The sequence below is a fragment of the Acinetobacter sp. UBA6720 genome (assembly GCF_002454215.1).
GTDB lineage: Bacteria > Pseudomonadota > Gammaproteobacteria > Pseudomonadales > Moraxellaceae > Acinetobacter.
The window spans coordinates 19,760-40,883 of sequence record NZ_DKIK01000142.1 but is presented as its reverse complement, the minus strand read 5'-3'; the positions used below and the strand labels follow the sequence as shown (position 1 = coordinate 40,883).

Here is a 21,124-nt window from a genome sequence, read left to right as displayed (position 1 = left end):
GATGGTTGTTTAATAAATAAGCATTGGGGACAACCGTGATTCTTCGAAATAGAGCCATTAAGCTGTTAAGTTTGAGTGGTGGTTTTTTATTGTGTAGCAGCGTACTTGTTGGATGTAATGACGACGATAATAAAAACAATACTGCACCTGACGTGCAGAATAAAGCACTCGAAGTCAATCTTCTCCACATTAATGATAGCCACTCACACTTAGATGAGGAGACGGTAAAATTAATGTTAGAAACTTCGGCAGGAAAGCGAGAGGAAATCCAAGTCTCGAATGGTGGTTTTGCACGAGTCACAGCATTGATGAATGATTTGGCGAGTCGTGAGAAAAATGCAATCAAAATTCACGCAGGAGATGCCATAACGGGGGATCTCTATTTTACCTTGAAAGAAGGTGAAGCCGAGGCAGACCTTATGAATACGGTATGTTTCGATACGATGACCTTGGGCAACCATGAATTTGATAATACAGATGCTGGTCTACAAAAGTTTATGGGTTTTTTAAACGATAAAGGCAGTTGTAAGACTAAAACTCAGATACTCAGTGCCAATGTCGAGTTTGGGCCAAGTTCACCGTTGTATCGAACAGATTTGGTGAAGCCGTATACCATTATGGAAAAAGAAGGGCAAAAAATTGCATTGATTGGCCTTACCATTGCCAATAAGACCAAAAATGCATCACGCCCAAATACAGATACAGTATTTAAAGATGAAGTGACTACTGCACAGAAATATATTGATGAACTAAAACAGCAAGGCATCAATAAAATTATTGTACAGTCGCATTTGGGTTATGGGGCGGAAAAAGAACTGGCTACGCAGTTATCTGGAGTTGATGTGATTGTGGGCGGAGATTCGCATACTTTATTGGCCGATGCAAAGTTGAAGAACTATGGCATCACCCCTGAGGGTGATTATCCAACTTTATTGAAAAATAAAGAGGGTGATCAAGTTTGCGTAGTACAAGCATGGCAATATGCGTATGTGGTGGGGCAGTTAAAAGTCAACTTTGACGCCAATGGTAAAGTTGATGCTTGTACAGGTAAGGCCAATGTATTGATTGGTGATGACTTTAAACGTACTGCAAAAGATGCAGTCCTACTGAATACAACTGAAATCGCGCATATTAGGCAAGATGTTGAAAATAGCAATGCTTTACAAATTGTACAGCCTGATGCGACGGCTTTAAGTATTTTAGAACCGTATAAAGTGGCTAAAAATTTATTAGGCAAAGAAATTGTAGCAAGAGCTGAAAGCAATCTTTGCTTACGTCGTGTTCCAGGCACCACTAGAGATGCCTCACGTTCAAGTCTAGGAGATATTTGCAATAAAGCTGATTTCACCAATCAACATGGTGGAGATGTGCAACAATTGGTGGCAGAAGCCTTTTTACAACAAGGCAAAAAGTATTTTAATGCGGATATTTCGATTCAAAACGGTGGCGGGGTCAGAGTGGATGTACCAGAAGGCGATATCACGGTTGAGAAAATTTATACGGTCTTGCCTTTTAAAAATACATTGGTGCAATTACAAGCCACAGGGCAGGAAATTAAATCAACTTTAGAAGACGCGATTGATGCCGTGGTTTTGAACAACACTGGCAGTTATCCCTATACAGGGGGCTTAACGTGGGATGTCGATTTAACCCAAGTCAAAGGCCAACGGGTATCGAATTTACAAGTGCGAAATGCTGATGGACAGTATTTGCCTTTAAATGTAAACCAAACCTATCAAGTGATTACCATTAATTTCCTTGCCGATGGTCAAGACTTTTATACCAGTTTAAAAGGTATCACGGGTGATCGTCGGATTGATGTGGGTTTAGATTATGCTGAAGCTTTCTTACAGTATGTCGAAAGCATGCCAGGTGCGAAAGGACAAAAGGTGTTAACACGCTTACCTGTTGAGCACTACAGTACACAACATTATAAAGAGTAAAGCTGGTTTAATGCCTCAAAGTCAGTCGGTATGTAACTGACTTTGAGGCCATTCAAACATCAGCTTAAATGAGCAATCATCTGTATTCGATTTCATTTAATTTTTGAGACTTCGCTACATAAAAATACGACTTATACGTGCTGATTTAGTGCATAGACATAGGCCTGTTGTATTTGTCCATTCTCTAAAATGACCTCAGTTAAAACACGCTGATATTCACTGCCTTCGAACTCATCCAAGCTGTTCCACAGGCTATCTAATTGTTCTGAACTAAAAATATATCCATCAATAGTTTGCCCATCTGGACTCAGTGTCAGGCCAGGAAAGCCAAGTTCTGCACCCCAACCAGCTTCTTTAAGCCATCCCTTCACAGATCCTTTGTGCCATGTACCGCCAATCGCTTCTAAAATATGGGCATTGGGTTTATTGGGAGCTAAGGTACCGTAGACAAATAAGTGTTGTTGCATGAGGTCGAAATTCCTAAGGTGTTGGGGTGGATGAATGGAGTGGTTTTATTGAAAAAATAACGATGAGTGCAATTAGGATGAGAAAAATATTTAAGATAACGATGCCATTCCAGCCATAGCTTTGCCAAATATTTCCGCCATAGGCGCCTATAATGCTTGAACCTAAATAATAAAAAAGCAGATACAATGAGGTGGCGTGGCCTTTATTGGATGTTGCGAGTTCGCCTACGCGACTGCTGGCAATGGCATGGGCAATGAAAAAGCCAGTGGTCACACAGCCAATACCAAGAATAATCAGAAATAAAGATGCAGAAAGGGTGAGTAGCACGCCTAAAAGCATGCATGAAAAGCCCAAAATCATCACCTGCTTTTTGCCTACTCGGTCTGCGATATTGCCTGCGATAGAAGAGGAAATAATACCCAAACTATAAGATAAAAAGATGAGGCTGATCTGAGTTTGGCTTAAATGATAGGGTGCTGCAAACAGTCTAAAGGTCACATAATTAAACAAAGTGACAAAGATACTGGTGAGCAAAAAACCGATGACATAAATTTTTAACAGCCGTGTATGACTTAAGTGTGCATACCATGCATGTAGATGGAACTTAAAAGAGAGACCTTGCTGGGCAGTGAAATTTCGCGAATTAGGTAAGAGTTTCAAAAAACCTAATGCACAGAACAGACAGATGCCACCGAGAATCGCCATAGAAATACGCCATGAGAAAAATTCGGTCAAAATACCCATGCCAACACGTCCCATCATGCCACCAAATGCTGTGCCTGCAATATATAGCCCCATGGTTTTAGCTAAATCTTTCGGGCTAATTTCTTCTGCAATCCAAGCCATAGCAACAGCAGGAACTCCACCCAAAACAAAACCTTCTAAGCTTCTTGAAAGCATGAGTACATGCCAACTCGGTGAAACTGCGCACACGACATTAAGTATTGAAGCCAAAAGCATCGAGAAAAACATCAGCCCTTTTCTACCCAATGTTTGTGAAAAAGCACTGGATAGCACGATCGACATGGCTAAAAAGCCAGTGGTTAAAGACAATGCAAGCGCACTTGCACTGGGCGCAATATGGAAACTTTGACTTAAATTCGGTAGCAAGGGCTGTACGCAATAGATTAGTGAAAAGCTAGCAAAGCCTAATAGAAACAATGCCATACCCGCTTTTTTATATTCACGTGTACCTTTGTTGATCGTTTGCGGAATGGTGTGCTGAAAGGTAGACCAGTCTGCTTCTATCGAAGAGCTCAGTTTCATGACTTAACTGACTTAATATGGAGAAGAGCTTTTATTTTAAGAAGTGCAGATGTATATGTATAATATATATAACTCAATAATGGTATAGCTTTAATATATGGAACTGCGCAATATTCAGTACTTCATTGCTATCGCGGAAGAGCAAAGTTTCTCTAAAGCAGCCTTGCGTCTTGGCATAAGTCAGCCACCGTTGAGTATGCAAATTAAAAAGTTGGAAAATGAAATCGGCGTTGAACTTTTTTATCGCTACTCTCATGGTGTTGCACTGACACCAGCAGGGGAAACTTTTCTTAAAATGGTCTTGCCCGTTCAGAATCAACTGAAAAATGCAGTGAAATTAACCCAAAGTACGGCAAATGGTGAATGGGGAGAACTAAGGCTCGGCTTTACAGGCACCTCAATTTTAAATTCTTTAATTCCGACTGCCATCCAAGCATTCCAGCAGAGATATCCTCAGGTGAATTTGGTGTTAAAAGAAGCCAATTCTTTGATTTTAATTGAAAGTTTACTGAATAATGAATTAGATATTGCGATTGTTCGGCCACCTGCCCAGTACCCGAAAGCTATTACGATTCGTAACTTGATTGATGAAAAGTTGATTGCTGCTTTGCCTTTACATTATCCCGCAGATGAAGAGATGGTGGATTTTGCAGAATTTGCACATGAAAATTTTATTGTTTCTCCTCCTGAGGTGAGTGCTGGGCTGTATGCTGCGATTCTAAATACTTGCCAACAGCATGGTTTTACCCCAAAAGTTGGACAGCAAGCGCCTCAGATTGTTTCAATTTTATCGTTGGTTGCGGCAAACTTGGGGATTTCTTTGGTGCCTGAGTCCACCCAACAGCTCAAAATTGAAGGGATTAAATATAAATATCTAAAAAATAAAACCGCAACCATTGGACTCGGTATTGCGTTTAAAGCAGATCTGCATAGCCAACCTGCAATCAACTTTTCCAGCTTATTGAATAGTATTGTGAGACAACATCACCTTTTAAATGCTTCACTTTGATTTCATGTATCTCGCTTGAGTCTGAGTTGTCAGTACATAATCCATCGAGTTAAAAGTATGTTATATCAGGGTGATCAGTTCAATTTAGTTGTAGTCCCATTGTCCTCTAAACAGCTAAATTAAAGCTGTTTAGGACAACAATGGAATAAATGATTTAGGCCATTAACTTTCGGTTTCGTTTTAACTGCTGTAACCCTTCTAACATAAGCACACATACTGCGAGCCAAATGGCGATATAGGTTGGCCATTCTGCCAAAGTAATACTTTCACCTAAGGCGATTGAAACGGCCACTAACAATACGGGTTCGACATAAACCAACAGTCCAAACAGACTTAAGTTTAAATGCGGGGCAGACAAGGACTGAAATGCCAAAGCCAGTGCACTGATTAATCCAAGTCCTGAAATAAGCCACAGTGTATGTGAACTTGCAGATAGGCTTTCTGTGACGATAGAACCGTGCATAATAAAGTATAGACAGACAGGAACACTCAGCATCATGTCAAACCAAAGTCCGCCTATATTATTTGTCTCCGTTTTTTGTCTGAGCCAAAAATAGATCGGATAACCCAAGCAAATCAGCAGAGTGGGCCAAGTCAGGGTTTGAGAAATGGCTAAGAGATTCAATATCCCCAGTACTGCAAAAACACAGGACAGTTGTTGAAAACGAGACATTCGTTCTTTAAACGCAATCCGACCCACAATCACCATGCTAATTGGCATCATAAAATAACCGAGTGAAACATCCAGTCCATAGCCATGACTGGGTGCCCACATAAACAGCCACAACTGAATCCCAATTAAAAACGAAGATAACACGCGTGTTAAAACGAAAAAGCGCTCTTGGTAGAAACGACGATAAATCACAATCACCTGAGACCAATTGCCTTTTAGCCATATAAAAAGTGTCAAACAGGGAATGCTCAATACAATGCGCCAGCCGTAAATTTCTGTGCCTGACAAAGAGCCCAATAGTGAAGTATAGGCAAACATTAATGCAAATAGCACTGAGGCCGTGACATTTAAACTAATGCCAAGTGTTGTATTGGGATGCTGAGGCATAAAACGGGTCTTAAAACGCATGAATAAGTGATATTTTATTGCAGTCTTATTGATAAATTGGCTTATATTGTTTAGCTTAAATGAGAAATTTTCTCGTGGAATGCGCTTGATGCAATTAGATAAATTTGATTTCGCTTTATTGCAGCATCTGCAAAAAGATTGCCTCACGCCACTACGAGAATTGGCAGACTTGGTGCATTTATCAACCGCCTCAGTACAGCGTCGCATTCAAAAATTAAGAGACAGTGGTTATATTATTGGTAATAACGCAGTACTGGATCCAGACAAACTGGGGCAGGTGGTTACGATTTTTGTCGAGGTTCGTGTTAACCAAACCCACGTGACTGACCTTGAAGAGTTGAAAGCGAGTTTTTCAATTCCAGAAGTACAGCAGTGTTATTACGTAACAGGTGAGGCAGACTTTATGTTAGTACTTTTGGTGCCGAGTATGAGTCGATTTCAAGTCTTATGTGATCAGCTTTTTCATCAAAATGCGAATGTACAGTGGTTTAAAACTACTGTTGTGTTAGAGCGTATCAAAGCGACATTAGACGTGCCTTTTCAGCTATAAATTTTGTTTTGGTATAGTAAGTATCATGGTTGTACCTGACCGTTTAGATGCAACGAATTTCAAATTTTAAACTGGCTTTAGCAGGCTATAGTGAATGTATTTATTTGATAATGTTATCGATTTACTATCGTAAAAATAAAAATGGAGTAATAAGACATTATACATCCCGCATTTTAGTCAATAAAGAATCGGCGAGCCGATATAAAGCCATGATAATGACCCCATAAGCCGACATAATTAAAGGAATATTGGGGTTGAAACCTGCAATGAAGCTATAACGAATGCAATCAACCAGATACGTTATTGGATTGAACGCATGAATCATCTGCCAATGGGGAGACAGCGCATCAATATCATAAAAAATCCCCGATGAGAAAAGTAAAGGCAAGAGGATAAAATTGGGAATGACTGCCAGTTGGTCAAAGTCATCAATCAGAAAGGTACTGATTAAGCCACATAGTGAAAAGAATACTGCGGTAATGAAAAGGATCGTAAATAGGACTATGGGATGCATTAGGCTTAGATCTGTAAGCGCCCATGCCATGAGACTACTTATCATTGCAACCATAAAAGCCCGCACTAAACTACCCATCAAATAACCATGCACAATCAGATGATTAGACATGGGGCTGGTCAGTAGTTCTTCTAAGGTTTTCCTAAATTTAGCACTAAAGAAGCTAAGGCTGACATTGTCATAACTATTGGTGATGACCCCCATCAGGATTAACCCCGGCACAATAAAGTGCAGAGAGTTAGCTTGATCTGCGCTATTGGCGAGTGGTATGCCCAAATTATGAAAAATGAATAAATATAAAGTCAGCGTCAGTGCAGGAGCGAATAAGCTTTGCGGCCATATTCGCAGAAATCGACGAATTTCTTGAGTTGCTAAGGCATGCACAGCTACTAGGCGTTGATGTCCATTCATTGTTTGACTCGAAATTGAGTGAAATAGTCTATTTCAAGACTGATCACATAAGCATTTACCCAAGCAGTCAGCAGGGTTGCCAACACTTGGGTATAAAACCGTCAGTGTTTATTCAAAATCTTTGTCTGTATAGAGCTTGGTTTTTTTCACTGCTTCAATGTCTTTGGCACCACCGAGCATCATGTTAATGCGGAGTTCTTTATTGAACTGTTCCATCACTGAGTTGACGCCTTCAGCACCACCTAGTTGTAAGCCGTAGAGAATTGGGCGACCAATGGCAACGACATCAGCACCGCTGGCTAAGGCTTTAAATACGTGTGAACCACGACGGACACCACTGTCAAAAACAATCGGCACACGCTTATTGACGACTTTGGCAATCCCCGGCAAAACATCAAAAGAGGATGGGCCACTATCTAACTGACGACCGCCGTGGTTAGATACCCAAATGGCATCGGCACCCGCACGAATGGCCATGTCAGCATCCTCAGGCGATTGAATCCCTTTGATAATCACAGGCAGACCGGTCAATTTTTTTACATATTGAATATCTGACGGGGTGAAGGCTTGTTTGGCTTGGGCGTAAATTTCGCTAATGCCAGCCCCTTTACCTGTCTTCGAGCCATCTTTATTTTGTTGAGCAAATAGTTCTAAATTTGCAAAGCCCAAGGGAAACTGGAAGTTGTTTTTAATGTCATCCTCACGGTAGCCACCGACAGGTGAGTCCACTGTTAAAATGATGGCTTTAGCGCCATGCTCTTTGGCACGCTTCAAGGTAAATTCATTAAATTTGTCATTTTTACTCATGTAAAGCTGAAAGAAGAAAGGGTTTTTTCCTGAAACTTGAGCCACTTCTTCAATGGTTTTATTGCCATAGGTGCTGAGTGAAAAAATAGAACCTGCTTTTGCCATACCTTTGGCAGTTGAAAGCTCACCATCGACATTGGCTAAACCCTGAGCAGCCATAGGGGCTTGAATAATCGGGGTTTTTAAGTCAATGCCCAAGAACTTGGTATTCAGGTTAATATCTTTTAATTCAATGCCTTGCATAATACGTGGCATGATATATTTTTTGTCAAAAGCAGAAGTGTTACTTCGTAAGTTATTTTCATCTTCTGCACCACCACGGATATACCCAAAAGCACCTGATTGCATTTGCGCTTTAGCTTGCGCTTCTAAAGACGCAATATTGACGATTTTAATGGGCTGGTTCACGCTGCTGGCTTTATAGCTGGTCTCTGCTGCATTGCTGAAGCTGGTGGCAATCGAGATTGCCAATGTACTGATGGATAAGACAATTTTATGGTGCTTTGACTTCATTTCGATGTTCCTTCCTGATTCAAACATATAGATGATTGGACTAGAATGTGTTGGGAGATGACGTTATTTTTTATTTTTTAGGCGTTCAAAACAATAAGTAGGATAGGAAGAAGTGTCTCATCTATATGACGAATACAGCTTAAATGTACTTTACATATGGGTATAGTAATCGGGTCGTGTCAGCTCATTTACCCCATAGCAGCTTAATTTCAAAAATATATGCTATCTTCTAAATCGCAAATTGCGACGTGATCTAACATGAAATCAATTGTCTGCTATCAACGTTGTAGGGCTATTTAATTTGATGTGTCTTTCTAGATCATTCTTTTCTATTTTTTAGGTTCTAAAATGCAAAAAGTACGTTTTATGTGTGCATCAGTTATTGGTGCAGTATGTTTGCTGATATCCCTGTGTACGCAAGCAAAGCCCAATGCACCGCATATCACACTCATTTCTCAAGTGAATGGACCTTCTTATAAAACCGATTTAGCAATTCAGTCGCACTTACAAGCAGAGGGTTATCAAGTACAGATTCTTGATCAGAGCCAAGATCCTAAACAAATTAAAAATACAGATTTAGTGATTTTATCCTCAACTGTAGGTTCAAAAAATTTAAAATCTGGTTGGCGGTATCTGTCTATACCCTTGATGACATGGGAAAGTGATTATGTTGATGACCTTGCAATGACTGGGAAGAGAACAGGAACGGATTTTGGTGAGGTAGAAAAAACACGCTATTTATGGCTGGTCAATGCACCACATGAGTTATCCGCTCAACTCCCCGCAGGTACAGCAAATGTATATAGCAAACAAGAAAGCATGAATTGGGGGAAACCTGGTTTAGGCGCAACGATTATTGCAACCGTTTATGGTGAACCTGAAAAAGTTGCTATTTGGGGCTATGAAAAAGGCGCAACCATGGATTATGAATCTTTAGCGCCAGCCAAAAGACTCATGTTTTTCCTGCATAATGATACATTTACTCTGTTGTCTAATGATGGTTTAAAGCTATTTGATCGTTCTGTTGAATGGCTACTCAAGCCTTAATCATCTGCAAGAGCAAGACACTGTAACAGTGTATAACTGCTAAATTTTGGATCCATACGACCAAGCGCCTTGATTTGGATGTGCACACACTGTAGTAGACTATATTTAGATAAAAGAGTCGTTAAAATTAAACCGCATCATCAGAGGGATTCTAAACTGAATTGTTTTTATGGTGCGTTTGGAAACTGAAGAATAAAACCAGAAAAAGACATCAATAAAATTCTGTTATAGTTTTTTACCGCCTTACTGTAGCTACTTACTTCCATCAAATCGGATGAAAATTTGTTTCAAGAAAGAATCACAATCTTGATGGTGGCCTAATGTTTGTAACACAGCAACTGAATACAATGTCTGAACTGATTGAAGGACAGGGATTTTCAGAAAAACTACAGCATGTGCTGGCTCAGCAATATCTAAACTTAGAAGCAACATTGCTACGTGCCAAAGTTTTACGTGATTTTGCAAGTTCAAAAGTTCAGTATATTGTGCAGTCCGCTATTCAAGCAGAACAAGCTAGCGCAGCGTTTTTATTTGCACCTTTTATCTTGGCGAATCTAAATCACCCTGTGATTTATAACAGCCCAGCCACACCATCTGTTCTTAATATCCTCAACCGTTACTATCAAGCTGAGCAAAGACAAAACTTAAAAATAGATGATGTGCTTGAGGCACTGAATCTTTATTTAGATTTAAGTGATACCAGTTTAGACGATGTCGATTTTTTCTATAGTTCATTGATCAAAGCACTCTGTCGAACCGATGTTTCACAGATTTTCTTGGTGACTGCACTGGCACTCAATACGCAAAAAATAGCGGAACTTGAGCAGTTTTTTAAAGTAAAAATTTACTATATTCGTATCCATCCGCAAGATAGCATTATCGACAGTCGTGACTGGAATATGCGTAAATTGTTCTTTAAAAACAAAGATGAACAGTATGTTGCTTTATGTGAAAAATTTGCCACGCTGAATGCAGAATTATTGTTGAGTTACGGCAGTTATAGCCTACAGCAAGCGACTCAATTGATCGAAGATATGTTTTATGCCGAGCATATCTATGAAAAATTGTCGGTCTATGCCGAGTATATGCAGACCTGTTTACAACATGGTGTGTCACGCAATCAGGCAACTTTTTTAGCCTAATTGATAGTTTTGATACGCCCTCGAACACTGCTCCTTTTCATCTTTATGCATAGACATAGGTCACTCAGATGTTTTTATATACAGACTTTGATCAAAATTTATTAAATGAACGTGTCGCGCAATTCCGCGACCAAACCCAGCGTTATTTAGCGGGGAAACTGACCGAAGAAGAATACCGCCCATTACGTTTACAAAATGGTTTATATGTTCAGCGTTATGCCCCCATGCTACGTTTGGCAGTGCCTTATGGCTTAATGAACTCCGCACAACTGCGGAAGGTGGCCGAGGTTGCACAGAAGTATGATCGTGGCTATGCACATATTTCAACGCGTCAAAATATTCAACTGAATTGGCCGCAGCTTGAAGATGTGCCTGATATTTTGCAGGAACTTGCTACGGTACACATGCATTCTATTCAGACCAGTGGCAACTGTATTCGAAACACCACCACAGACCAATATGCAGGTGTCGTTGAAGGGGAGCTCACAGATCCGCGCCCGACCTGCGAATTGATTCGCCAGTGGAGTACTTTCCATCCTGAGTTTTCATTCCTTCCGCGTAAATTTAAAATTGCGGTTTGTGCACACCCTGAGCAAGACCGTGCTGCTACGACCTTTCATGATGTGGGCGTCTATGTGGTGGAAAATGAAGCAGGGGAGTTGGGCTATCAAATTAAAGTCGGTGGTGGGCTTGGGCGTACACCTTTAGCGGGACATGTGATTAAGCCATTTTTAGCCCGTGAAGATTTAATTGCTTATTTAGATGCCATCATGCGTGTCTATAACCTGCATGGCCGCCGTGATAATAAATACAAAGCACGTATTAAAATTTTAGTGAAAGCCCTGACCCCAGCAGGTTTTGCTGAAAAAGTTGAAGCCGAGTTTGCACATACTCAAACACTACTCAAGGTTCAGCCCAGTGTCTTGGCGAAAATGGATGCGGTGTTTCAGCCATTTACCTATGAAGCTTTAGAACAATACGATTTTGAGGCTTTGTTCCAGCAGTATCCGAAGTTTAAACACTGGTTCAATATCAATACCCATGCACATAAAGTCGCGGGCTACCGCATTGTTACGATCAGCTTGAAACGGGCAGGTGTGGCGCCGGGGGATATGACTTCCGATGAAATGCGCATAATTGCAGATTTGGCTGACCAATATACTTTTGGTGAGCTGCGAACCACGCATGAGCAAAATATTGCTTTAACTGACGTACGCCAAAAGGATCTGTTTGAACTGTGGCAAGTCTTGGATCGTGGCAATTTGGCTCGTGCACATATTGGCTTCCTGACCGACATGATTTGCTGTCCGGGTGGCGACTTTTGCTCATTGGCAAATGCCAAATCTATTCCAGTGTATGAAGCGATTGCTCGCCGTTTTGATGATTTGGATGCTTTATATCATTTGGGTAAGGTCGATCTGAATATTTCAGGCTGTATGAATGCATGTGGGCATCATCATGTTGGCAATATTGGTATTTTGGGTGTCGATAAAAAAGGCGCTGAATATTACCAAATTAGCTTAGGGGGTAACTCAGATCATGATGCATCCATTGGTGATATTTTAGGCCCTTCATTTCCCGCAGAAGCTATTCCAGATGTGCTCGAAGAAATTTTAAATACTTATTTGGATTTGCGTTTGGAGCAAGAATCCTTTTTGGAAACTTATAAACGTGTCTCCATTCAGCCATTTAAACAACGGGCTTATGCGGACATCGGATGATGTTGGACGTCCAAACTCAGTTGAAGACGCTAAAAACCGCGAGCTACCAAATCATGGCTATTTTGGCCGTTTGGAGCGGTGCTTATGTCTTGCAAAAGCTGTTGAATCTGCCTGTTGCGTCGGGTGTATTGGGCTTCTTTCTACTGTTGTTCTTACTCGAAATGAAGTGGTTGAAATTAGCCCACATTGAACGCGGTGCAGATTTATTACTGGCTGAACTGTTGCTATTTTTCATTCCGCCTGTGGTCGGTGTGATTCAGTATCAGGATTTATTGATCGCTAGTGGTTGGAAAATTCTACTGGTGATTTTGATCAGTACCGCTTTGGTCATGTTGGTTTCGGTATATACCGTCGCTATGTGCTTAAAGCAAGACGACTCAAAACCAGAACAGACAATGCAGGAAAATCAAGATGACTGAGTTTTGGGGTGTTTTTTACTTGGCTTGGACCGTGCTGTGCTATGTCATGGCAAAGAGGCTCTTTGTTCGAACCCAAAAAATCTATTTGTCCCCGATTATTGTTGTGCCCATCTTGAGCATCGTACTGATTCTAATATTTCAGCACCAGTTCCAAGACTATTACCACTATACCCAGTACTTGGTGGCGATGCTTGGTCCAATTACGGTGGCTTTTGCTATTCCTGTTTTTCGTTATCGCCGTATGGTTCAGCAACATTTTAAAGTGTTGCTGTTCAGCTCCAGCTTCGCCATGTTGGTGGGTATTTTCAGCAGTTGGTTTTTGGCGAGTCTATTGGACTTTGATGACATCGTTAAAAATAGCTTGTTGGCGCGTTCCATTTCGATTCCTTTTGCTTTGGTGCTCACCGAAAAAGTGGGGGGATCCATCAGCCTGATTCCACTCTTTACTGTGATTACAGGTTTGGTAGGTATGTTGTTGGGAGATGTTCTGTTGTTATGGATGCGGTGCAAGAACAGAATTGCTTCGGGTACTGCACTGGGTAATGCTGCACATGCTATGGGTATTGCTCGGGCAAGACAGCGTCATGAATTAGAAGGCGTCATTGCCAGCCTTTCCATGATTATTTCAGGAATAATCATGGTGCTTTTTGCTCCTAGCGTGATCGTACTGACGAGATACATCCTTGGTGCTATAGCGTTTTAAATCAAAATAAGGAACCGTAGATGAATCCGATGTCACAGGCAAAGACAACGTTAAGCTCCCAAAGTTATGTTATGGCTTTTCTCTTTATTTTGCTCATGGTGGTAGCGGCTTATGGACTGAATGATCGTGAAATCATTCTGCCTGAAATGGCAGCGATGGCCGTTGGATTGTGGGCTTATCGAGATAAACAGTGGCTGAATCAGCTAGATAAAATTTTTATTTTACCGAGTCTGACTGCTGTAATCGGGTTCTGTATTAATTTGATGCCGATTTCATATCTATTCAAACTGGTTTTGGTTCTATGTGCCATGTTGCTGGTGATGCGGATGTTTAACTATATATTACCGCCCGCACTGGCCACGGGTTTCTTGCCGATTGTGACCCAAGCTTATGAACTATCGTTTTTGATTTCGATTTTTGTCACCAGTTTTATGCTGATGTTGGGTGTTGTGCTCTTTAAACTGAATCAGGGCATAGAGCGGAAAGGCAATTTTGATCGACGAAAAATAGGTGTGTATGCCAGTATTACTTTAATCGGTTTTGCACTCGCCGCTATTTTTAAGGTTGAAGCGATGGCACTGATTCCTCCGATTACAGTGGTCGTGTATGAATCATTAAATATGATGATGTATTCGTTGAAAATGTGCCTTAAGCAGATTGCTGTGTTGACACTGTCGATTTCAATGGCCGTGCTTATGCAGTTTTGGATTCAAGATGGGATAATACTCACCCTTATATATATGCCCTTGATGTTTCTTTTACTCAAGCTCTTTGATATGCGCATTCCTGCGGTATATGCCTTTCCATTTTTGGTTTTTGTCTTTCCTCAAGACAGCGTGATGCCTTTACCTATTGCCTCCTGCCTGATGGCGAGTTTTTCACTCGGCTGTGTTTATGTTTATCGTAGTTATTTTCAAAATATGGGTATTGAGAAATCCTATACATAGCTTTATGGTGATGGAGTAGCTGAAGTTTTTTTCATCACTTCTGGTGCAGGTAAATTGGTTTAGTGTTGATTGAAAGTGATCAAAACTATAGCGGTATTCGTGTTTAAATTGAATGTATTTTACGGTACGGAATAGGCTTGCTTCTCAAACATCAAAATGAGTAGTAGATGTACATAAAAATACGTTCAAATCAGCACATGTATGATTTAAAGAAACGGTTTAATTTGGGATATGCTCATGGATGGTTTATCTGAATTTTCTTGGCAAAATATTAAATACAATTTTTACACGACTGGTGTGCTTCCAGAGATTGTGGAGCGAGATTCACCGATTTTACAAGCATGGGAAAGATCGAAAAAAGCGGGTTTAAGTCCTTTTTCTAAACTGACCTCGTTACATGATTTTCCTGTCGATCATCTGTCTTGTGAGGATGTCAGATTTGCTGCGCTAGCTGAAGTGGTTTTAAACGATATTTGGCAGTTATTTGGACAGCAGGATGTTAGTGTTTTTTTAATTAATCAACAGCTTAAAATTATTGCTGAACGCCATAATCCAGACTTAGACGAGCAGTATCACTTTTTACGGACAGGTCGGGTGATTGATCCTTCTATATTTGGAGCAATTGCACCGACATGCAGTGTTTTGTCAAAACAACCCATGATCATGACGGGACATCAGCATTATTTGGATGAATTTGCCAATTATTCTTGTGCGTCTGTGCCTGTTTTTAATGGGGCAGGAGCAGTTTTAGGCGCTTTAGATATCACTTCACCACAAGGGCTTTTGGCGAGCAATTGGCTTCGACATTTGCTGTATCAAAGTTATATTTTAGAAAATAAACTAATTCTTGCAGAACTTAAACCAAACCAACGTGTACTTTATTTCCAACATTCAAAAGACTTAATTGAAAATGCTTATACAGGCATGATCGTGCTGGATAATTATGGGCAAGTTGTGAAAGCCAATCAAATGGCGTTGAAATTACTCAACTGTTCGATTGAACTGTTATTAGGTCGCTGTATTTACGATTTCTTTTTAACAAAGACATTGAGTCAGCTTGAGACAACTGATTCATTTTTTATCCAAAGTCACGATCATGCATTTTTCTATGCAAAGTGGTATGTCTTGCATAGAGCCGAAAAAAGACAGACCAAACAAATCGCTATGCAGCAGGTGCTTGATCAGGCCCTAAGGGCTTTAAAAGCAGATATTCCAGTGCTGATTACAGGAGAAACGGGTACGGGTAAAGACCACTTCGCACAGCAGTTACATCAAAAGCTGGATGCTGACCTACCTTTTATTTCCATTAACTGTGGCGCGATTCCTGACCATTTATTAGAAGCGGAGCTGTTTGGTTATGAAGGCGGGGCATTTACGGGAGCAAAAAAGCAAGGTGAAAAAGGACTGATTGAACTGGCGGATCAAGGTATTTTGTTTCTCGATGAAATTGGTGATTTACCCTTACATTTGCAAGTCAAAATTTTACGCGTCTTGCAAGACCAACGGTTTTATCGGGTTGGGGGGCGAAAGCCGATTAAATCAGCATTTAAGTTATTATGTGCAACCCATCAAGACTTGAAAATGAAAATTGAACAGCAGACATTCCGTAGCGATTTATATTATCGGATCTGTGGTTTTCAAGTGCATCTGGAACCTTTACGTTTACGACAAGATAAGCAAGCAATTTTCCATCGTATTTTACATCAGTTTGGCGTCTCGCAATGGTCAGCTCAAGTCGAGCAGCAGTTTCAGACCTATACATGGGCGGGGAATATCCGTGAGCTTATTCACATTGTAAGGTTATCGGCTGCGTTTAATGAGGGCGATGTTTTGACACAGCTTTATTTGCCTGAGTCTTCGGATGGTGTTCAAACGGTGAATCAGTCTATGCTAGCAGTGGGAAATCCAAACCTAAATGCGATGACCAAACAGATGGTCATGCAGGTATTAGATGAAGAAAATGGCAATATTGCACGCACGGCCAAGCGCTTAAATATTTCAAGAACAACGGTGTATAAATACATCAGCAGTTAGGTGTTATTACATAACTTAGCTTCGAGGTTATCTAGCCCATATCTTTAGCTTTTACTGTTATTTAAACGCAATACTGTTTCGGACTTTGGGTCTAAGTTTCGTATACAGAGTACCAATTTACCTCAAGAGATTTTTTAAAATCTTAATTTACAGCAGGACTGTCCAGTAATTGGACAGTCCTTTTTTGGTATGTCTACTTTATGGACATGAGTAATTTTTACAAACACTCAAGTTATTGATATTTATTTATTAAATTTATGGCATGCATTCTGCAATAACTCTACAACTCATACTCGGTCAAGCAGGACGCTTGATGATTTTTGACAAATGATCAATGCATTTAAAGGTCATTAAAACAAGCTCAAGAAAAGAGATGAGCCATTAAGGATAATTTGGATAAAAGGGAACATGTTATGCATTTTGGGAATAAAAATGCGGGATTACTCATACTTGGTGTTTTGTGCGCATCACAGAGTCATGCCATTGATGTGAATGTTGGGGATTATACAACCCTCCCGAGCGGAACCAATCTTGGGGTTTTTTATTATCAACATAGTGAAATGGATGGTTACTACCAAAAGGGTGATAAAACCCATGCTGATTCTCGCTCAGATATTGGTATTGCACGTTTCATTCATTACACCGACATCGCAGGTTTACGTGCAACGCCGCAAGTGGTTATTCCTTTTGGATCGGTGCGAAATACTCAAATTGGTGATGCAGATTTGAATAATGCATCGGGTTTTGCAGATCCGATTATAGCCTCTGCTTTTTGGTTGATTAATCAACCTGAACAAGGGGCTTCGGGTCGCTATCTCGCGGTAACTCCATTTATTTATTTACCGCTTGGACAATACGATAAAAATGATGCCGTTAATCTGGGTGAAAACCGTTTTAAATATGATGTGCAGTTGGCTTGGGTACAACCGCTTTATGGCAAATGGGGCTTTGAGTTTTATCAAGATGCAATTTGGTATGGAGACAATGATAAAGCAGGCAGTGGCAATCAGACCCTGTCTCAAGACACCAGTTATCAAACACAGGTCAATTTACGTTATGACTTAAATGCCAAGCAGCGATTTGCCTTGGGATATGCAGTCAACTATGGCGGTGAACAATCTTTGGATGGCATTCAGCTCAATCAAAACATGGAAAAGCAACAGGCTCGATTTGAGTTCCAGCACATGATGAATGCCAAAACGCAATTGAGTGCACAGTTGGTTTCAGACACGCAGGTCGAAAGTGGGTTGAAGAAAGAGTTTGGACTAAACTTTCGACTTTTTTACATTTTTTAATTCAAAGCATGTGCGATGACAACACATCCATTGCTTCAGTTCTGCAACGATGAAAATGGATGGATGTGTGGATTGTTTAGGTCAATTTTCAAGAGGTGATTATGTCGATATTAGCAAAAGAGATTTGGGATAAAAAACTATTCAACGGTTCATGGCAACCAGCCCAACAGACGTATAGCGTGGTTGAAGTGGCGACAGGTCAAGAATTGGGCGAAATTGGCTATGCTTTCTCTCAAGATGTAGTAGAGGCAGCACAACAGGCAAAAACTGCACAGCAGGCATGGTGGGCACTGAGTTATCAAGAACGCCAAGCGGTATTTGAGCGGGCAGCCATTTTACTCACGGATCACCAAGCAGATGTAATTGAATTGTTGGTGAAAGAAAGTGGTTCTTTACCGCTTAAAGCAGGTTTTGAAGTCAGTATTTCTATTCAAGTGCTCAAGCATTGTATCGGTTTACCTGCTGCGGATCAGGGCACAGTCCTGCCAACCCAAAATGGGAAACTCAGCATTGCAAAACGCTTACCGCTTGGTGTGGTTGGGGTGATTTCACCTTTTAATTTTCCACTCTATTTAGCATTACGTGCGGTTGCACCTGCATTAGCACTGGGTAATGCAGTGGTACTTAAACCAGATGAACGCACAGCCGTGTGTAGCGGCTACGCAATAGCCCGCATATTTGAACTTGCTGGACTCCCGAAAGGTCTGTTGCATGTCTTACCGGGTGGAGCTGAAGTCGGAGAAGCACTGACACTGGATAAAAATATTGCCAGTATTCAGTTTACGGGTTCAACAAATGTTGGGCGTATAGTCGGCGCCAATGCTGCAAAAACCTTGAAAAAAGTCTCATTAGAGTTAGGCGGTAAAAACTCGCTGATTATTTTGGATGATGCCGATATTGAGTTGGCTGCTGAAAATATCGCATGGGGTGCATTTTTGCACTCAGGTCAAATCTGTATGACTTCAGGCAAAATTTTGATTCATCAGAAAATTTATGCACAAGTCAAACAGCGTGTAATTGAAAAAGTGAAGAACTTTGTGGTGGGTAACCCGAGTGAAAGTCATGTCACTATTGGCCCTCTAATTAATGCTAAACAAGCGCAACGTGTAGAAAAACTGGTGCATGCTGCAGTTGCAGAAGGTGCAACATTAGACGTGGGTGGATCTGCCAATGGCGTATTTTTTGAACCAACTGTGCTTTCGGATGTGACGGCCAATAACTCAATTTTTAGTGAAGAAATTTTTGGCCCTGTGGCAGTGCTGATTCCTTTTAGCACAGATGAACAAGCGATTGAACTTGCTAACGATGGAGACTACGGGCTTTCAGCCGGTGTGATTAGCTCAAATGTGGGACGTGCGATGCAGCTGGGGGCACAGCTCAAAGTCGGTTTACTACACATCAACGATCAAACCGTGAATGATGAAACAGTCAATCCATTTGGTGGTTTCGGCTCATCAGGAAACGGAACGCGTATCGGTGGCCCTGCCAATGCTGATGAATTTACCCAATGGCAGTGGATGACTGTACAGACGCAAGCACCACATTATCCTTTTTAATCAGTTGAATCATTTATTACAGGAAGTAATCGTATGAACGAAATGAAAGAAATTATTGCCGCAGTGACGGCATGTAAAGGTGCAGACTTTGAATTGCAAGCGCTTAAAATCCGTCAGCCTCAAGGCGATGAAGTACTGGTGAAAGTGGTGGCTACAGGTATGTGCCATACCGACTTAATTGTCCGTGATCAATATTATCCTGTACCACTGCCTGCTGTTCTTGGTCATGAGGGCGCAGGGATTATTGAGGCGATTGGCCCGAATGTCACTGACCTGCAAGTGGGTGATCATGTGGTGTTGAGTTATGGCTATTGTGGTAAATGTACTCAGTGTAATACGGGCAACCCTGCTTATTGCGCAGAGTTCTTTGGTCGCAACTTCAGTGGTGCTGACCTAGACGGACACAGTGCAATTTGTACGCATGATCATGCCGTCGTACATGATCATTTTTTTGCTCAGTCTTCCTTTGCGACTTATGCGTTAAGCCGTGAAAATAATGCAGTGAAGGTCACTAAAGAGGTTCCACTTGAACTACTTGGGCCTTTAGGCTGTGGTATCCAAACAGGTGCGGGCGCATGTATCAATGCCCTCAAAGTAACACCTGCGAGTAGCTTTGTGACATGGGGCGCCGGTGCAGTAGGTCTAAGTGCTTTGCTTGCAGCAAAAGTCTGTGGTGCTGCAACGATTATTGCTGTCGACATTGTCGAATCACGTTTGGAGCTGGCTAAACAATTGGGTGCAACCCATGTGATTAATAGCAAAACGCAAGATCCTGTGGCGGTGATCAAAGAGATTACAGGCGGTGGAATCAACTTCGCGCTTGAGTCTACTGGGCGACCTGAAATCTTAAAACAGGGCATTGATGCACTCGGGATTTTAGGCAAAATTGCAGTGGTTGGTGCGCCACCTTTAGGCACTACCGCTCAGTTTGATGTGAATGATTTATTGTTGGGTGGAAAAACCATTTTGGGTGTGGTTGAAGGCAGTGGCGCACCGAAGAAATTTATTCCTGAGTTAGTCACGCTGTATCAACAAGGTAAATTTCCGTTTGATCAACTAGTAAAGTTCTATGCCTTTGATGACATCAATCAAGCCGCGATAGACAGTCATAAAGGGATTACGCTGAAGCCGATTATTAAAATCGGCTGATGTTTAATGACCTGATCATATTGATGTGATCAGGTCATTCCTTTTAAAAAGTTATCAAAAATAAATTCAGGGAACAGAACAATGGCGGATCAACCTTTTGTGCTAAACACCAATACCATGCCATGGGAATTTATTCCCATTCCTTTTTTAAACAGTGAATTACCTGTTAAAACCTGCTTGCAAGATCCAGATACTGGCATGATGATTTGGAAGTTACGTTATCCAGCTGGATTTAGGACAGTGGAGCATTGGCATCATTGTGCGCATGGCATGTATGTATTAGAGGGACATTTGGTTACCAGTCAGGGTGAGTTTGGGCCAGGAAATTTTGTGTGGTTTCCTGAGGGTTCTGTGATGTTTCATGGTGCGCGAAGCGATAATGATGCCTTAATGCTCTTTATCACCAATAAACCCTTTGATATTCACTTCACCGCAGAAGAAGGACTGCCTAACCTTTCGGTTGAAAGTTAATATTTACCACAGATGAGAAGATTAAGCGGTTTTAAATTCAAACGCTTCACATTCAACACTCAATATATTTCAGTTTAA

The 21,124-nt window shown here is 41.1% G+C and carries 19 protein-coding genes; 14 read left to right on the top strand and 5 right to left on the bottom strand.

All coding sequences use genetic code 11. The features are described 5' to 3' along the window. Positions 1-56: 56 nt before the first annotated feature. The gene (locus B4F08_RS12490; RefSeq protein ID WP_414632477.1) at positions 57-1,943 is read left to right on the top strand and encodes a bifunctional metallophosphatase/5'-nucleotidase; all 1,887 of its coding nucleotides are present in this window, start codon (positions 57-59) and stop codon (positions 1,941-1,943) included. A 131-nt stretch (positions 1,944-2,074) separates the two neighbouring features. Here B4F08_RS12490 and B4F08_RS12485 read toward each other — a convergent pair whose 3' ends face one another. Both B4F08_RS12485 and B4F08_RS12480 read right to left on the bottom strand, forming a co-directional pair. Next, positions 2,075-2,410 (bottom strand): gamma-glutamylcyclotransferase family protein, encoded by a 336-nt coding sequence (locus B4F08_RS12485; RefSeq protein ID WP_291374539.1) that lies wholly within the window; start codon positions 2,408-2,410, stop codon positions 2,075-2,077. A 13-nt stretch (positions 2,411-2,423) separates the two neighbouring features. Further along, positions 2,424-3,677, bottom strand: coding sequence for an MFS transporter (locus B4F08_RS12480; protein WP_291374537.1), 1,254 nt, complete (start codon positions 3,675-3,677; stop codon positions 2,424-2,426). A gap of 97 nt (positions 3,678-3,774) precedes the next feature. Between B4F08_RS12480 and B4F08_RS12475 the strand changes: the two genes are divergently transcribed. Beyond that, positions 3,775-4,686 (top strand): LysR family transcriptional regulator, encoded by a 912-nt coding sequence (locus B4F08_RS12475; protein ID WP_291374536.1) that lies wholly within the window; start codon positions 3,775-3,777, stop codon positions 4,684-4,686. 154 nt (positions 4,687-4,840) lie between these two features. On the opposite strand, the gene rarD is transcribed toward B4F08_RS12475, so the two are convergent. Then, the gene (gene rarD / locus B4F08_RS12470; RefSeq protein WP_151706507.1) at positions 4,841-5,746 is read right to left on the bottom strand and encodes an EamA family transporter RarD; all 906 of its coding nucleotides are present in this window, start codon (positions 5,744-5,746) and stop codon (positions 4,841-4,843) included. Positions 5,747-5,855: 109 nt separating this feature from the next. On the opposite strand from rarD, the gene B4F08_RS12465 reads away from it, so the two are divergent. Continuing rightward, a complete protein-coding gene (locus B4F08_RS12465; RefSeq protein ID WP_291374535.1) occupies positions 5,856-6,317 on the top strand; it encodes an Lrp/AsnC family transcriptional regulator in 462 nt (153 codons plus the stop codon). A 157-nt stretch (positions 6,318-6,474) separates the two neighbouring features. Here the strand turns inward: B4F08_RS12465 and B4F08_RS12460 are convergent, their stop codons facing one another. Next, complete coding sequence (locus B4F08_RS12460) at positions 6,475-7,242, bottom strand: ABC transporter permease (RefSeq protein ID WP_291374533.1); 768 nt, start codon at positions 7,240-7,242, stop codon at positions 6,475-6,477. 108 nt (positions 7,243-7,350) lie between these two features. Beyond that, positions 7,351-8,562, bottom strand: coding sequence for a lactate oxidase (locus tag B4F08_RS12455; RefSeq protein ID WP_291374532.1), 1,212 nt, complete (start codon positions 8,560-8,562; stop codon positions 7,351-7,353). Between the two features lie 348 nt (positions 8,563-8,910). Between B4F08_RS12455 and B4F08_RS12450 the strand changes: the two genes are divergently transcribed. The 11 genes from B4F08_RS12450 to B4F08_RS12400 all read left to right on the top strand — a co-directional run bounded on the left by B4F08_RS12450 (position 8,911) and on the right by B4F08_RS12400 (position 21,046). Continuing rightward, complete coding sequence (locus B4F08_RS12450; RefSeq protein WP_139841347.1) at positions 8,911-9,609, top strand: hypothetical protein; 699 nt, start codon at positions 8,911-8,913, stop codon at positions 9,607-9,609. Positions 9,610-9,929: 320 nt separating this feature from the next. After that, positions 9,930-10,751 carry a hypothetical protein gene (locus tag B4F08_RS12445; RefSeq protein WP_110973792.1) on the top strand — a complete coding sequence of 274 codons (822 nt, stop codon included), beginning with the start codon at positions 9,930-9,932 and terminating at the stop codon, positions 10,749-10,751. Positions 10,752-10,819: 68 nt separating this feature from the next. Continuing rightward, positions 10,820-12,472, top strand: a complete 1,653-nt coding sequence (locus tag B4F08_RS12440) for a nitrite/sulfite reductase (protein WP_291374531.1) — start codon at positions 10,820-10,822, stop codon at positions 12,470-12,472. Next, on the top strand, positions 12,472-12,891 hold the full coding sequence (locus tag B4F08_RS12435; protein WP_087528196.1) for a CidA/LrgA family protein: 420 nt from the start codon (positions 12,472-12,474) through the stop codon (positions 12,889-12,891). Before B4F08_RS12440 ends, B4F08_RS12435 begins: the two co-directional genes overlap by 1 nt. Then, positions 12,884-13,594, top strand: coding sequence for an LrgB family protein (locus B4F08_RS12430; RefSeq protein ID WP_086208677.1), 711 nt, complete (start codon positions 12,884-12,886; stop codon positions 13,592-13,594). Before B4F08_RS12435 ends, B4F08_RS12430 begins: the two co-directional genes overlap by 8 nt. A gap of 20 nt (positions 13,595-13,614) precedes the next feature. Beyond that, the gene (locus tag B4F08_RS12425) at positions 13,615-14,541 is read left to right on the top strand and encodes a hypothetical protein (RefSeq protein ID WP_291374530.1); all 927 of its coding nucleotides are present in this window, start codon (positions 13,615-13,617) and stop codon (positions 14,539-14,541) included. A 237-nt stretch (positions 14,542-14,778) separates the two neighbouring features. Continuing rightward, a complete protein-coding gene (locus B4F08_RS12420) occupies positions 14,779-16,575 on the top strand; it encodes a sigma-54-dependent Fis family transcriptional regulator (RefSeq protein ID WP_291374528.1) in 1,797 nt (598 codons plus the stop codon). 413 nt (positions 16,576-16,988) lie between these two features. Continuing rightward, entirely contained in the window at positions 16,989-17,870 is an 882-nt protein-coding gene (locus B4F08_RS12415; RefSeq protein WP_291374526.1) for a transporter, read from the top strand. A 101-nt stretch (positions 17,871-17,971) separates the two neighbouring features. Continuing rightward, positions 17,972-19,426 (top strand): benzaldehyde dehydrogenase, encoded by a 1,455-nt coding sequence (locus B4F08_RS12410; RefSeq protein ID WP_291374525.1) that lies wholly within the window; start codon positions 17,972-17,974, stop codon positions 19,424-19,426. 33 nt (positions 19,427-19,459) lie between these two features. Beyond that, positions 19,460-20,575 (top strand): NAD(P)-dependent alcohol dehydrogenase, encoded by a 1,116-nt coding sequence (locus tag B4F08_RS12405; RefSeq protein ID WP_291374524.1) that lies wholly within the window; start codon positions 19,460-19,462, stop codon positions 20,573-20,575. A gap of 81 nt (positions 20,576-20,656) precedes the next feature. After that, complete coding sequence (locus tag B4F08_RS12400) at positions 20,657-21,046, top strand: cupin domain-containing protein (protein ID WP_291374522.1); 390 nt, start codon at positions 20,657-20,659, stop codon at positions 21,044-21,046. The last annotated feature ends 78 nt before the right edge of the window (positions 21,047-21,124 follow it).

Bases quoted from the DNA above. Each gene is read 5' to 3' on its own strand.
- B4F08_RS12480 (WP_291374537.1), bottom strand. From the start codon at position 3,677: ATGAAACTGAGCTCTTCGATAGAAGCAGACTGGTCTACCTTTCAGCAC.
- B4F08_RS12405 (WP_291374524.1), top strand. From the start codon at position 19,460: ATGAACGAAATGAAAGAAATTATTGCCGCAGTGACGGCATGTAAAGGT.
- B4F08_RS12430 (WP_086208677.1), top strand. From the start codon at position 12,884: ATGACTGAGTTTTGGGGTGTTTTTTACTTGGCTTGGACCGTGCTGTGC.
- B4F08_RS12485 (WP_291374539.1), bottom strand. From the start codon at position 2,410: ATGCAACAACACTTATTTGTCTACGGTACCTTAGCTCCCAATAAACCC.
- B4F08_RS12460 (WP_291374533.1), bottom strand. From the start codon at position 7,242: ATGAATGGACATCAACGCCTAGTAGCTGTGCATGCCTTAGCAACTCAA.
- B4F08_RS12400 (WP_291374522.1), top strand. From the start codon at position 20,657: ATGGCGGATCAACCTTTTGTGCTAAACACCAATACCATGCCATGGGAA.
- B4F08_RS12435 (WP_087528196.1), top strand. From the start codon at position 12,472: ATGTTGGACGTCCAAACTCAGTTGAAGACGCTAAAAACCGCGAGCTAC.
- B4F08_RS12415 (WP_291374526.1), top strand. From the start codon at position 16,989: ATGCATTTTGGGAATAAAAATGCGGGATTACTCATACTTGGTGTTTTG.
- B4F08_RS12410 (WP_291374525.1), top strand. From the start codon at position 17,972: ATGTCGATATTAGCAAAAGAGATTTGGGATAAAAAACTATTCAACGGT.
- B4F08_RS12440 (WP_291374531.1), top strand. From the start codon at position 10,820: ATGTTTTTATATACAGACTTTGATCAAAATTTATTAAATGAACGTGTC.
- B4F08_RS12425 (WP_291374530.1), top strand. From the start codon at position 13,615: ATGAATCCGATGTCACAGGCAAAGACAACGTTAAGCTCCCAAAGTTAT.
- B4F08_RS12475 (WP_291374536.1), top strand. From the start codon at position 3,775: ATGGAACTGCGCAATATTCAGTACTTCATTGCTATCGCGGAAGAGCAA.
- B4F08_RS12455 (WP_291374532.1), bottom strand. From the start codon at position 8,562: ATGAAGTCAAAGCACCATAAAATTGTCTTATCCATCAGTACATTGGCA.
- B4F08_RS12445 (WP_110973792.1), top strand. From the start codon at position 9,930: ATGTTTGTAACACAGCAACTGAATACAATGTCTGAACTGATTGAAGGA.
- B4F08_RS12450 (WP_139841347.1), top strand. From the start codon at position 8,911: ATGCAAAAAGTACGTTTTATGTGTGCATCAGTTATTGGTGCAGTATGT.
- rarD (WP_151706507.1), bottom strand. From the start codon at position 5,746: ATGCCTCAGCATCCCAATACAACACTTGGCATTAGTTTAAATGTCACG.
- B4F08_RS12420 (WP_291374528.1), top strand. From the start codon at position 14,779: ATGGATGGTTTATCTGAATTTTCTTGGCAAAATATTAAATACAATTTT.
- B4F08_RS12465 (WP_291374535.1), top strand. From the start codon at position 5,856: ATGCAATTAGATAAATTTGATTTCGCTTTATTGCAGCATCTGCAAAAA.